Genomic DNA, 12,799 nt, shown 5'->3' with positions numbered 1-12,799 from the left:
GCGGACGGCCGAACTCGCCGTTGGCGCAAGCTACTTCTGGGGGTCGAGCTCCGGCCCCAGCGAGGAGAACTTCTCCTGGGACACCACGCGCTTCGGCGGCCAGGTGATGTTCGACGGCGGCCACTTCTGGCCCGTCTTCTTCAGGAACCACGCGGGGGGTTCGTACATCGGCGGCTCATAGCCGTCCGGCAGCGCGGTCTTCCACCTCACGCCCTTCGTCCGCTCCTTGAACTCGTCCTTGACGGCCTTCACGCGTTCGGGCTGGGTGAGCAGGTCGACGGCGGTCGCCGCGAGGTACTTCGCGGCGGCGATGACGGCCGCCTGCCCGGGAGCCGCGGCCGCGCAGGCCGCGGTGGACCAGGTGTGCATCTTGGTGCCGATGGGGGCGAGCGCGGCCCCCATCGAGACGGTGGGCACGTTCCAGCTGATGTCCGCGACGTCTGTCGAGCCGCCGCCCATGAACACCGGGTTGGGCGGGGTGAGTTCACCGATCTTGTCGTGCATGCCCCGCTGCGGAAGACCCAGGGACTCCTGGAGCTCCTTCGCCAACTCATGGGCCTCGTCGGTGAATCGCGGCGGGCCGATCTCCTTCATGTTCGCGTGCAGGAGCTCGGCGAAGGCCTTGGCGGGCAGCTGGTTCCAGCAGGCCGATGTGATGCGGTGGCGGACCGAGGTCTGGGACGCCTTCGCGGCCGCCTCGGAGACGGCGATCACCTTGTCCAGGAGCACCTGGACGCGGGCCGGGCTTCCCTCGCGTACGTAGTAGCTGATCTCGGCGATCTCCGGGGTGACGTTCGGGATGTCACCGCCGTTGTTGATCACCCAGTGCAGCCTGCCGCTCGGCGCGAGGTTCTCCTCGCGCAGGAACTCCGACATCGTCGCCATCATCACGGCGGCGTCGAGCGCGGACTTGTTGCCCAGCGGGGTGCCGCCGTGGCCTGCCACGCCGAGGAAGGTGAAGGTGACGGCGGTCATCGCGGTGGTGGTGCCCCAGCCGGTCGCGTTGGCCGTCGAGGGGTGCCAGTCCAGGAACGCGTCGACGCCGTCGTACACGCCCCTGCTGACGGCGTACGTCTTGCCGATCAGCGTCTCCTCGGCGGTGGAACCGAAGAACTTCACGGTCACGGGCAGCTTGTGCCGCTTCGCGGCCTGGGCGAGGGCGGCCGCCGCGGCTGCCGCCGCCGTGCCGAGCGCGCTGTGGCCGCAGCCGTGGCCGGGGCCGTAGCTGGGCGCGAAGGGGTCGTGGACGTACTCGCGCGGGTCGTGGTGGCCGACGCCCTTGTTCTGCGAGAGGCCGGGCAGCGCGTCGTACTCGCCGCTGAAGCCGATGACGGGGCCGCCGCTGCCGTACGAGAAGGTCGCGGTGAAGGCGGTGGGGAATCCGGCGGTGCCGAACTGCACGTCGAATCCGGCCTGTTCGAGGAAATCGGCCTCGGCGATCGAGGATTTCCACTCGCGCAGGGAAAGTTCGGCGTTGTCCCAGATCTCGGCGTTCAGGCCGGTGATCCGGTCGTCGTGTGAGGTGATCCAGTCGAGCGCGGAACGCTTGGCGGGGGTGTCGGCCGCGAGGTTCTCGGGGGCTTCATAGGCGGCGGGGCTGTCGTCGGCGCTCGCGGCCATCGCCGGATCGGCATCGGCCGTCATGACGGCGCCGGTCACACCGGCCGCGCCGAGCAGTTGCATGATGCGGCGCCGGCTCAACGGCGGGCCGCTCGCGGGGAGTGCTTCATGCTCATGCTGATCGTGCAGGTCACACACGCGCACCTCCGGGGGGTGAGGTTGGGTGTATCGGCCAATCGATCAGCAACAGTGCGACTGAATCGTTGCGGCGTCAACAGGTGCGCATGACACGGGTGTTACGCAGGGACGTGCTGGGTGATGGATGCGGAGTGATCGGGTGAGTGGGTGGGTGGGACAGATCCGCCGCGAAGCGGCGGGAAAAGCCCCCCGACCACCCCGTGGTCAACGACTCCCGAAAAGCGACCGCCGCAACCTGCGCAGCGGAGCAAAAAGGGAAACCCGCCGCACACGCGCACCGCGCGCGCTGCGGTCGTGCGCCGAACCCCGCGAGGTCAGCTCACGCATCAGCAGCGTCGCCTCGTGCGACTCGCGCTGCGGAACGGCAGGGCCGCCCAGCACCGCGAGATGGCGGTCGAGACGAGAGCTGGTCGCGCTGCTCCCGCAAGTGATCGCAGGGACACGCGCCCTGCTGCGCACCGTTATCTGTTCCATGTCACTCCCCACCCGTACGAGGGCACCCGGCCCAGGGCAGGTTAACCCTATCGCCCCGTCATGACACTCGTGTATCCCGGTCGCAGGATTCACCTTCTGCGCAAGGAGGTTGACGATTACTCTCCGAATACAACTGATTCCAGGGCGAGTTGGACAAGAGGGGCAGAAGTGGGCCGATCTGAGCCCCCATCGGGCTCGGTGGTGACAGCGAGTGAGGAAGTGGCAGCACTCAGCCCTGTGGCGAGCACGGGCGTTTCGCCGTCGAGCACACCGAGGGAACGGGGCTCCGACGCCGGGCGCACCAGCCACAGTTGGTGCACACGGCCCCGTGGCGGCCCGTCGAGCCCCACGACGGTCACCACGGCGCGCCGCCTGGACTCCGACGCCACGACGTTGATGCCGCGGCCCCGTGCGTCGTGCTCGCCGGTGGCGCGGGCGTCGGGCGCGGCCAGGACGTGGGCGATCTCACGTGCGGCGGCCCGCTCGCGGTCGAGCCGGTCGTCGGTCCGGGCGAGCTGGACCGCGAGGACCACGCAGGCGACCAGGGCGAGCGCGGCGCCGGCGAGCGGAACCAGAAGCGCACGCGTACGTGGGGGCGCGCTCGCGGCGACGGGCGCCTGCGACCGCGGCTCCTGCTCCGTCGTACGTACGGCGGTCATCACCCGGTCGAGCAGGGCGGGCGGCGGCGGGGTCGCGGCCGCGCCCGCGAGCCGCACGGCGTCCTCGGCCAGCTGCCTGGTCTCCTCCCGGCAGCGGCCGCAGCGGGCCAGGTGCCGCTCGAAGCGGCGCAGTTCACGGGGTTCGAGGGCGTCCAGGGCGTAGGGGACGGCCAGGGAGTGCACGGGCCTGCGCGGCAGCCAGGCTGTGCGTGTCCCGGGCGGCCGCCGCAGGCCGCCGGGCCACCTCATGCCGCGTCTCCCGTGGCGGCGCCCAGACAGTCGCGCAGCCGCAGCAGCCCGTCCCGCATCCGCGTCTTGACGGTGCCGAGCGGTACGGAGAGCCGCCGGGCCACCTCGCGGTACGTATAGCCGTCGTAATAGGCGAGCGTCACGGCCTGGCGCTGCAGGTCCGTCAGGCGCCGCAGGCAGCGGCGCACCCATTCGCGCTCCAGGCTGCCCTCGACCTCCTCGGCCACGTGGTCGAAGGCGGGGACTTCGGCGCGCCCCGCGACGCGCTGTTCGCGGTCGCTCGCCGCACGGGCGCTGCGCACCCGGTCCACCGCCCTGCGATGGGCGAGGGTGAGGATCCAGGAGAGGGCGCTGCCGCGCGCGGGGTCGAAGCGGGCCGCCGTGCGCCACAGTTCGAGCAGCACCTCCTGGACCACCTCCTCGGACTGCGCCGGATCCCGCAGCACCCTGCGCACCATCCCGTACACCGGCCCGGACACCAGGCCGTACAGCTTCTCGAACGCCTGCTGGTCGCCCTGTGCGACCAACGGGAGCAGTGCGTCGGCGTCCATGCGGTGTCCCCCTTTTCCGGGCCCCTTCTGCGCGCGGGGCTCATTGTCCGGTCGCCCGGTCTTCGGGGCGAGAGAGGGGACCGGATTGGGAAAGAGGCCAATCCGCCGGGCCGTTCGCCCCGAATGGCGTTCGTCAGGCGGCTCCCGCGCTCCACGCGCCGGGTCGCGCGAAGGAACGTAAGGACGGACGCGATGACAGCTATCGCCAGGAGCCGTGCGGGGCGTCGCAACAGGCGCGGCCTCGCCGCGCTTGTCTGTGGCGCGCTGGTCGCCGGGGGGCTCGCAGCCGCCGGCGTGACCGCACTCGAACCGGGAGCGGCCGATGCCGCAAGCCACCGGGAGGCCCCGCTGATCTCGGGGCAGCCCCAGTACGACAACACGGACGTGTACGCGTTCGTCAGCCCCGACCGGCCCGACACGACGACGATCGTGGCGAACTGGCTCCCCTTCGAGGAGCCCGCGGGCGGTCCCACCTTCTATCCGTTCGCCGACGACGCGCAGTACGACGTCCACGTGGACAGCGACGGGGACGCGCAGGGCGATCTGCTGTACCGGTGGACGTTCGACACGCAGACCAAGAGCGGCGACACGTTCCTCTACAACACCGGTCCCGTGACGAGCCTCGACGACCCCGATCTGAACGTCACGCAGACCTACGACCTGGACCTGATCAAGCTGAAGGACCAGAAGGTCACGTCGACGACGAAGCTCGCCGACGACGTGCCCGCGGCGCCCTCGCACGTCGGCAAGGCGTCGATGCCGAACTACAAGAAGCTGCGCGACCAGGCCGTGCGCGACATCAAGGGCGGCGGTTCGACGTTCGCCGGGCAGGCCGACGACCCGTTCTTCGCGGACCTCCGGGTCTTCGACATGGCGTACGGGGGCAATCTCTCCGAGGTCGGGCGGGACACGCTCAAGGGCTACAACGTGAACACCATCGCCCTTCAGGTGCCGACCGCGGAGCTCCGGCAGTCGGAGAAGCAGCCCGTCGTCGGCGTCTGGTCGACGACCCAGCGCAAGAACGCGAGCGGCAAGTGGGCGCAGGTCTCGCGGATGGGCAACCCGCTGGTGAACGAGGTCGTCGTACCGAGGAAGGACAAGGACAAGTTCAACGCGTCCTCGCCCTGGGACGACAAGCAGTTCCTCAAGTACGTCACCAACCCCGAACTGCCCAAGGTCCTGGAGAAGATCTACGGCCTGAAGGCTCCGGCGGAGCCGCGCAACGACCTCGTGTCGGTCTTCCTGAGCGGCGTGAAGGACCTCAACCAGCCGCCGGGTGTGCGGCCGGCCGAGACGCTGCGGCTCAACACGTCGATCAAGCCCGCCGCCGATCCGAAGCGGCTCGGTGTGCTCGACGGCGACAACGCCGGGTTCCCCAACGGGCGGCGGCTCGCCGATGACGTCATCGACATCGAGCTGCAGGCCGTCGAGGGCGAACTCGTCGGCAACAAGAACGACTTGGGCGACGCGGTGGACGCCAACGAGCAGAAGTTCGGCGGCGCCTTCCCCTACGTGGCACTGCCCACGTCCGGGTCCCGTGGGCCGCTGGCCAAGGGCGGCGGTTCCGGTGACAGCTCGGCACGTGACGCGCTGAGCGGCGGTGCCGTGCCCGGGCGTTCGGGGGCCGGTGGCGGTGACGAGACCGACGCCGTGCTGATCGCCTCCGGAGCCGCGGGGACGGCCGGGGTGCTGCTGGTGGGCCTCGGGCTCCTCTGGTGGCGCAGGCGGGGCGCGCCCGGGACCTCGGGGTGAGGCCGTTCCCCCGGGGGTGAGCCCCGCGGGGGTGGGCCCTCTGCGGGCGGCGGGGTCTCCGTCCCGCAGGGAGAGCCCCCCGCGGGGCAATTCCCTTCCAGATCCCTTCCAAGTCCCCTCCCAAGCCGGCGCGGCCCGCATCTCATCCCCCTGCGGGCCGCGCCTTCTCCCAGCTCATTCCTCTGACGAAAGGTCTGCTGCCATGGCTCTGCCACGTCCCGCCGGGCGGTCCGTCGTCGCCGCCGTCGTGCTGACGCTCGCGATCACCGGCGGAGCCGTCGTCGCCGGCGGTGACGACGGCCGGGACCGGCAGCCGTCCTCGATCGCCGCGCCGGGCGCCTCCCTCGACGGGCTCCGGGGCGGTGATCTGGACCGTGGCGTGGAGGCGCTGCAGGCCCATCTGCGGGCCCAGCCAAGGGACTTCGGCTCCTGGGCGACGCTGGGCACCGCCTACGTCGAGCAGGCCCGCACCCGAGGCGACTCCTCCCGGTACCGCGAGGCGGACCGCGCCATCGGCCGGTCCCTGGAGCTCCGGCCCCGCAACGACGCCGCCCTGGCCGGGCGTGCGGCCCTGGCCGCCGCCCGGCACGACTTCAAGGGCGCCCTGCGGCACGCGGATTCCGCGCTCGCCGTGAACCCGTACAACGAGGGGGCGTTGGCCTCACGGATCGACGCCCTGGTCGAGCTCGGCCGCTACCCCGCGGCCGCGCGGGCCGCCGACGAGGCGGACGCCCGGCGGCCCGGCGTTCCCGTCTTCACCCGGTACGCGTACGTGCGCGAGCTGCGCGGGGATGTCGCGGGGGCCCGCCGGGCGCTCTCGCGGGCGGTCGGCTCGGTCACGGCCTCCGCACCCGGCGACGTGGCCTACGTCGCCACGGCTCTGGGCCAACTGGCCTGGCGCCAGGGCCAGTACGGCGAGGCGCTGCGCCAGTGCGGCAGGGCGCTGCGGGCCGACGCCTCCTACCTGCCCGCGCTGGAGTGCCGGGCCCGGGCCTGGGCCGGGCGTGGCGAGACGGGGCGGGCGATACGGGCGCTGCGGGAGGTGGTCGCCCAGGCTCCGCTGCCGGGGCCGCTGCTGGCCCTCGGCGAGCTGTACGAGGCGCGGGGCGAGCGGGCGAAGGCGCGCAGGCAGTACGAGCTGCTCTCCGTGGGGGTGTCGCTCGCGCGGGCCAACGGCGTGAACGCGGACCTCGAATCGGCCATCGCTCTGGCGGACCACGGGGACCGGCGGGATGCCCTGCGGGCGGCGCAGGCGGAGTGGAAACGCCGCCACACGCTCCACACGGCAGACGCCCTGGCCTGGACCCTCCACCTCAACGGCCGCTCCCGCGAGGCCCTTCCCTACACCCGCATGGCGACAGACACCGGATTCCGGGAGGCGTCCTTCATGTACCACCGAGCCGCGATCGAGACGGCGACGAACTCCCCGGCGGCGGGCCGCCGCTGGGCAACCAGGGCACTGGACCTCAACCCGGGCTTCTCCCCTACGGGGGCACGGGAGGCACGGAAGCTGGCCGGGGGTGGAGGGTCGTGAGGAGGCTTCGGCCGAAGTGGCGGCGGCTCACTGGCCTCGGGGTGGTCGGCGGCGCGGCCCTGCTCGCCCTGTTGCCCGCGGGGCAGGCCGCGGCGCACCCACTGGGCAACTTCACCGTCAATCGGTACGACGGGATCGTCGCCACCCCGGGACGCCTCACCGTCGACCACGTGGAAGACCTCGCCGAGATTCCGGCCGCGCAGGCCATGCCCCGCGTCAAGGAGGCCGGCATGGCCGCCTGGGCCGAGGAACGGTGCGGGCAGGCCGCCCGCGGCAGTCGGCTGCGGGTCGGCGGCGAGACCGTACCCCTCAGCGTGGCGCGCGCCGGCGCCACCGCGCGCGACGGCCAGGCGGGCCTGCGCACGTTGCGCGTGCGGTGTGAGCTCGGTGCCCCGCTCCCCCGGGACACCGAGCTCACCCTCCGGTTCGAGGCCGCGGGCCAACCCGGTCCCGGCTGGCGGGAGATCACCGCCCAGGGGGATCGCATGACGGTGCAGGATGCCGACGTGCCGGAGGCGTCCGTGTCGCGGCGGCTCACCCGCTACCCGGAGCGGCTCCTCTCCTCGCCGCCGCGCGACGAATCGGCGGCGCTGCGCATCACCCCCGGCGGCCCCGCCCTCGCCGAGCGGCCCGGCGCCGAGGCCCCCGCCGCGAGCCCGCTGCCCCGCGGCGCCGACCGCTGGACGCAGGCGCTCACCGGGCTCGTCGCCCGGCACGACCTCAGCTTCGGCTTTGCCGTACTCGCCCTGGGCATCGCCCTGTTGCTCGGCGCCCTGCACGCCATCGCGCCGGGGCACGGCAAGACGCTGATGGCCGCGACCGCCGCCGCCCGCGGCCGCGCCTCCCTGCGGGACGTCCTCCCGCTCGCCGCATCGGTGACCGTCACGCACACCCTCGGAGTGGCGGCCCTCGGGCTGCTCGTCGCGGGCGGCTCCGCGGCGGCGCCCTCCGTCATCGCCTGGCTCGGCATCGCCAGCGGCGTCCTGGTGACCGGCGCGGGGGCCCTGCTTCTGCGGCGGGCGTGGCACCGCCGCAAGCACCACGGGCACGAACACAGCCACAGCCACAGCCACGGCCATCAGCACAGTCACGATGCGCCGCCCCGGCTCCGCGGCGCCCTCTTCCTCGGCTTCGCCGGCGGCCTCGTGCCCAGCCCCTCCGCCGTGGTCGTCCTGGTCGGCGCCGCCGCACTCGGCGAGGCCTGGTTCGGGCTGCTCCTTGTGCTCGCGTACGGGATGGGGCTCGCCGTGACGCTGACCGCCGCCGGGTTCCTCGTGGTGCGGGTCGGTTCCGCCGCCGGACGGCGACTGCGCGGCCCCCGCGCGCTGCACCGCGCCACGCACCGGTTCCTGCCCGTCGGCTCCGCCTGTGTCGTGGTCGCCCTCGGGTGCGGATTGGTGTTCAAAGGGGCGGCAACGGCGCTCGGTTGAGGTAGTTTTGTGGAGAATCGCACGGCTGCCGATGGGGGACGCCCGTGACCGACGACGAGCGTGTGATCGCGGGGCGCTACCGCCTCCTTGCCCCCTTGGGCGAGGGCGGCATGGGCACGGTCTGGCGCGCCCGTGACGAGGTCCTGGGGCGCGAGGTCGCGGTCAAGGAGGTGCGCGCCCCGGCAGGGCTCCCGGCCAGTGACGTCGACCGGCTGTACGCCCGCCTGGAGCGCGAGGCCTGGGCCGCCGCCCGTATCCCGCACCGCAATGTGGTGACGGTCTACGACGTGGCGAGTCAGGACGGGCGCCCGTGGATCGTCATGGAGATCGTGCGGGGCCTCTCGCTGTCCGATGTGCTCGACACGGAAGGGCCGATGCCTCCGCAGCGAGCCGCGCACATCGGCGCGGAGGTGCTCGCCGCCCTGCGTGCCGCGCACGAGGCGGGGGTCCTGCACCGTGACGTGAAGCCCGGCAACGTACTGATCGGCAATGACGGGCGGGTCGTCCTGACCGATTTCGGGATCGCCATGGTGGAGGGGAGTTCGGCCCTCACCATGACGGGGGAAGTGATCGGGTCGCCCGAATTCCTCGCCCCGGAGCGGGCGTTGGGGCAGCGGCCGGGCCCCGAGTCCGATCTGTGGTCCCTCGGCGTGCTGCTCTACGCGGCCGTCGAGGGCAGTTCGCCGTTCCGGCAGGACACCCCGCTCAGCACATTGCGTGCGGTGGTGGACGAGGCGCTGCCGCCGGCGCGCAACGCGGGAGCGCTGACGCCCATACTCGAAGGGCTGTTGCGCAAGGATCCCGCCGAGCGGATCTCCCCTGCCGACGCCGAGCGCGATCTGCGGCTCGTCGCGGCGGGCGGCACCCCGCGCGCGGACCCCGCCGTTCCGTACCAGCCCACGGTCACCTCACAGCAGCAGCAACAGGCGCCGCAGCCACCGCCCCAGCCTCAGCCCGAGCCGCCACCGGTCACCTACGGCGGCGGGACCACGACGACGACCGCTCCGAGCCGCTCGCGCCGCTCCGTCCTCGTCCTCACGGCCGGCCTGACGGCGCTCGCGCTGGCCCTCGGCGGACTCACGTACGCCCTCGTCAACCGGGACGACGGGGGCGGCGGAAGCAGCGGCGGCTCCACCGGCGGAGGCAACGGCGGCGGTGACACCGGCGGAAGCGGCGGCAGTGGTTCCGGCGGCGGCAAGAACGGTGGCCAGAACGGCGGCAGCAGTACGACAGCGGGTTCCGACGGCGGCTCGACGAACGGCGGCGGCAGTGACGGCGGTTCGACCGGCAACGGCTCGACCGGCGGCTCCACGAACGGCGGCGGCAACGGCGGCACGACCACGCGCCCGCCGCAGTCCGTCAAGGTGACCGTCTCCGGGGTGCGCACGGAGTACAGCGGGGCCTGCCCGGTGCCGGCCGGTCAGGCACCGTCCTTCACGGCGACGTTCACGGTGGGCCGGGTTCCGGCCTCCGTCGACTACCGCTGGGTCACGAAGTCCGGCGAGCCGAGCGATCCCGGCTGGAAGACGCTCACGTTCGCGTCCGGCGGGGGCAAGAGCAAGCAGGTGCATCACACGGAGACCGTGGACGTCGAGCCCGGCGAGACGCATCAGAACGAGATCAGTGTGGAGGTGCGCAGCCCGGTGGGGGCGACCTCCAATTCCGTCGCGTACTCGGTGACGTGTGAGAAGGAGACCCCGACGGACGGAGTCTCCCCCTACACGGCGCACTAGACGTCAAAGCAGGCGTCGAACTGCGCGTCGAACTCGGCCCGTTAGGAGGCCGCGGCCCTGAACACGGGAAGGTAGCCGCCGCTCTGACCGGCGGACGTGGGGTGGTAGGACTCGCCGATGTTGGTCCACTTCACGCTGTGCAGCCACGCGTCGCCGGAGCAGATCTCGTGCCCGGTGAAGGTGCTGGTCACATCGCCGAAGGTGAAGCCGTGGTCGGCGGCCCGTTTGGCGGTCGTGGAGTTGAGGAGGTTCGCGGCGTCGTTGATGGCGGCGCGCTCCGCCTCGGAGAGACCGGCGAGGCAGCTGCCGCCGAGCTTGTAGAAGCGCGGGTAGCCCATGACGACGACCTGGGCGGCGGGTGCCTTGCCGCTGATCGCCGAGTAGACCTGGTCGAGCTTGCCGGGGAGCGTGTTCTGGACGTACGTACGCGCCGTGGCGATGCGCGCGAGGCAGCTGCTCTCGGACTGGAGCACACAGGTCGTCATGACGTCGGCGAACCCGGCGTCATTGCCCCCGACGGAGATGCTGACGAGGCCCGTCCCCGAGCCGAGCGGGCCGAGCTGGTTGGCCACGACGTCACCCGTACGGGCACCGGAACAAGCCGTGAAGTTGAAGCTGGAGGGTGAGTTGGCGGCGGCCCACAGCGCGGGGTACGCGCGTGGAGTGCGCTTGCAGTCGCCGCTTCCGCTGTCGTATCCGCCGGCTCCGACACCGGACGAGTAGGAGTCGCCGAGTGCCACATAGCCGGTGGCCGCGGCCTGTTGGCCGGTCTGCTGGTCTGCTGCTTGAGCCGCTGTGGCCCCGGTGAGGGCGAAGGCGACGGCGAGGAGGAGTGAGGACATGTTTGCCGTGATTCGGGACAATCTCATGGAACCTCCCTTAGCAGGATTTCTGCCACGACTGTGGTAGCACCTCCCACCCGCCGCCGGTAGTGCTCATGTCAACAAGTTCGCCCGTAATTCCCTTGCGCACCAAGGGAGTTCCCCACCAGTTCAAGGGGCGGCATCGGACATCTCCACACTCCCTCCGCATCTTGACGGGCCGCCACGGACTGCGCGACATTGAAGCCCGGCATCCGGCGCTTCGGGGGGCAAAGTCGCCAATGCAGACCATCGGGATCAAGGCACCGTCATCAGACACCGGGCCGGGCGCGGAGCAGCGCCCGAGCCGTCACGGAGATCTGCTTCCGTTGCTCGGGGGCATGGCTGTGGCGGTCGGCGCCGTCGGTGCCATGCTCGCGCTCACGGACATCGACTCACCGCTGCGCGCACCGTTCACGCTCTTCTTCCTGCTCGCGGCGCCGGGGGGAACAATCGGCGCCGCGCTGCGCGGACTTGAACCATGGGGCCGGATCGTGGCTTCCGTTTCCGGGGCCGTCGCGGTCAACCTGTTGGTGGCCCAGGCCATGCTGGCCCTGCACATGTGGTCGGTGCGCGGCGGGGTCGCGGCCGTCACCGTGATCGGCTCGCTCATCTTCCTGCTGGTACTGGTACGGCGACTGCGTGGCCGTACCCCGAGAAGGCGGACCTCCTGACGTGGACATCACCGTGCACCGCCCCGGAGAACTCACCGCCGCCGACCGGGTGGCCTGGACGGCGCTGCAGTCCAAGGCCCACCTCAACGGCTCGCCCGAGCTGGCCAATCCGTTCCTCTCCCCGGAGTTCACCCTCGCGGTGGGCCACTGGCGGCGCGGGGTGCGGATCGCGGTCGTCCGGGAAGCCGGTGAGCCCGCGGCGTTCTTCCCGTACCAGAGATCCATCACCGGCGTCGGCCGGGCCATCGGCCTCGGCGTCTCCGACTGCCAGGGCCTGGTGCACCGGCCCGGCTTCACCTGGGACGCACGGGAGCTGCTGCGGGCCTGCGGGCTCGCGATGTGGGAGTTCGACCATCTGGCCGGCGGCCAGGGGCCGTTCGAGGCGGGCGCCTCCGGCTCCTTCGCATCGCCCGTCATGGATCTGGACCAGGGGTACGAGGCCTATCTCGGCCAACTCCGGGCGAAATCACCGAAGTTCACCCGTACGACACTCGCCAAGGAGCGCAGGCTCGCGCGCGACCACGGCACCGTTCGCTATGTGCACGACGAGCGCGACCCGGCAGTCCTGCGCACCCTGACGGGGTGGAAGTCGGCCCAGTACCGCAGGACCGGCCGCAGCGACCGCTTCGCGCAGGCCTGGATCAACCAGCTCGTGCGGCAGCTCTTCCACACCGGGTCCGCACAGTTCGCCGGCCTGCTCTCCGTGCTGTACGTCGACGACGTGCCGGTCGCGGCGCACTTCGGGCTGCGCTCCGAGCGGATCTTCGCCCAGTGGTTCCCGGCCTACGACCCGGCGTTCGCGAAGTACTCGCCCGGCCTGATCCTGCATCTGCGGATGGCCGAGGCGGCCGCCGCCGACGGCATCGCGTACATGGATCTGGGGCGGGGCCAGAAGCAGTACAAGGACTCCCTGAAGACACGCGAACTCACCGTGTCCGAGGGGTGGGTGGCGCTGCGCCATCCGGCAGCGATCGGATACCGGGCGCGGCGCGCTCCGGTCCGGGCGCTGCGCAACACCGTCTTGTCCCGGCCGGAACTCTTTGAACCGGCCGACAAGCTGCTGAAACGCATCGGTGAATTCCGATCAAGAAAGAAGGAATAAGAGGGAGAAGGAAGGAAGAGGGC

General features: G+C 71.8%; 11 protein-coding genes. 6 read left to right on the top strand and 5 right to left on the bottom strand.

Going from position 1 to position 12,799, the window contains the following annotated elements; genetic code table 11:
- Window positions 1-30: 30 nt before the first annotated feature.
- The 4 genes from OG453_RS17000 to OG453_RS16985 all read right to left on the bottom strand — a co-directional run bounded on the left by OG453_RS17000 (window position 31) and on the right by OG453_RS16985 (window position 3,691).
- Entirely contained in the window at window positions 31-1,758 is a 1,728-nt protein-coding gene (locus OG453_RS17000; protein ID WP_266868723.1) for an amidohydrolase, read from the bottom strand.
- A gap of 204 nt (window positions 1,759-1,962) precedes the next feature.
- Complete coding sequence (locus OG453_RS16995; protein WP_266868722.1) at window positions 1,963-2,232, bottom strand: hypothetical protein; 270 nt, start codon at window positions 2,230-2,232, stop codon at window positions 1,963-1,965.
- Window positions 2,233-2,348: 116 nt separating this feature from the next.
- Window positions 2,349-3,140 carry an anti-sigma factor gene (locus OG453_RS16990; RefSeq protein WP_266868721.1) on the bottom strand — a complete coding sequence of 264 codons (792 nt, stop codon included), beginning with the start codon at window positions 3,138-3,140 and terminating at the stop codon, window positions 2,349-2,351.
- Window positions 3,137-3,691, bottom strand: coding sequence for a sigma-70 family RNA polymerase sigma factor (locus tag OG453_RS16985; protein WP_266868720.1), 555 nt, complete (start codon window positions 3,689-3,691; stop codon window positions 3,137-3,139). The genes OG453_RS16990 and OG453_RS16985 overlap by 4 nt, the downstream gene beginning before the upstream one ends.
- Window positions 3,692-3,883: 192 nt before the next feature.
- On the opposite strand from OG453_RS16985, the gene OG453_RS16980 reads away from it, so the two are divergent.
- The 4 genes from OG453_RS16980 (at window position 3,884) to OG453_RS16965 (ending at window position 10,140) form a co-directional block, all read left to right on the top strand.
- Window positions 3,884-5,443 (top strand): DUF4331 domain-containing protein, encoded by a 1,560-nt coding sequence (locus tag OG453_RS16980; RefSeq protein WP_266868719.1) that lies wholly within the window; start codon window positions 3,884-3,886, stop codon window positions 5,441-5,443.
- A 202-nt stretch (window positions 5,444-5,645) separates the two neighbouring features.
- Entirely contained in the window at window positions 5,646-6,977 is a 1,332-nt protein-coding gene (locus tag OG453_RS16975) for a lipopolysaccharide assembly protein LapB (RefSeq protein WP_266868718.1), read from the top strand.
- Between the two features lie 41 nt (window positions 6,978-7,018).
- A complete protein-coding gene (locus OG453_RS16970; RefSeq protein WP_266869903.1) occupies window positions 7,019-8,407 on the top strand; it encodes a sulfite exporter TauE/SafE family protein in 1,389 nt (462 codons plus the stop codon).
- A 110-nt stretch (window positions 8,408-8,517) separates the two neighbouring features.
- Complete coding sequence (locus tag OG453_RS16965; protein WP_266869902.1) at window positions 8,518-10,140, top strand: serine/threonine-protein kinase; 1,623 nt, start codon at window positions 8,518-8,520, stop codon at window positions 10,138-10,140.
- Window positions 10,141-10,181: 41 nt separating this feature from the next.
- Here OG453_RS16965 and OG453_RS16960 read toward each other — a convergent pair whose 3' ends face one another.
- Window positions 10,182-11,009, bottom strand: a complete 828-nt coding sequence (locus tag OG453_RS16960) for an SGNH/GDSL hydrolase family protein (RefSeq protein ID WP_266868717.1) — start codon at window positions 11,007-11,009, stop codon at window positions 10,182-10,184.
- A 332-nt stretch (window positions 11,010-11,341) separates the two neighbouring features.
- On the opposite strand from OG453_RS16960, the gene OG453_RS16955 reads away from it, so the two are divergent.
- Window positions 11,342-11,674, top strand: coding sequence for a hypothetical protein (locus OG453_RS16955; protein WP_323178638.1), 333 nt, complete (start codon window positions 11,342-11,344; stop codon window positions 11,672-11,674).
- Window position 11,675: 1 nt separating this feature from the next.
- Window positions 11,676-12,776: a GNAT family N-acetyltransferase gene (locus tag OG453_RS16950; RefSeq protein ID WP_266868715.1), complete on the top strand. Its 1,101-nt coding sequence runs from the start codon at window positions 11,676-11,678 to the stop codon at window positions 12,774-12,776.
- Window positions 12,777-12,799 lie beyond the last annotated feature (23 nt).

It is taken from the genome of Streptomyces sp. NBC_01381, from assembly GCF_026340305.1.
Lineage (GTDB): Bacteria > Actinomycetota > Actinomycetes > Streptomycetales > Streptomycetaceae > Streptomyces.
Note: the sequence above shows the minus strand (reverse complement) of the source record. Positions and strands in the feature narration are given on the sequence as shown.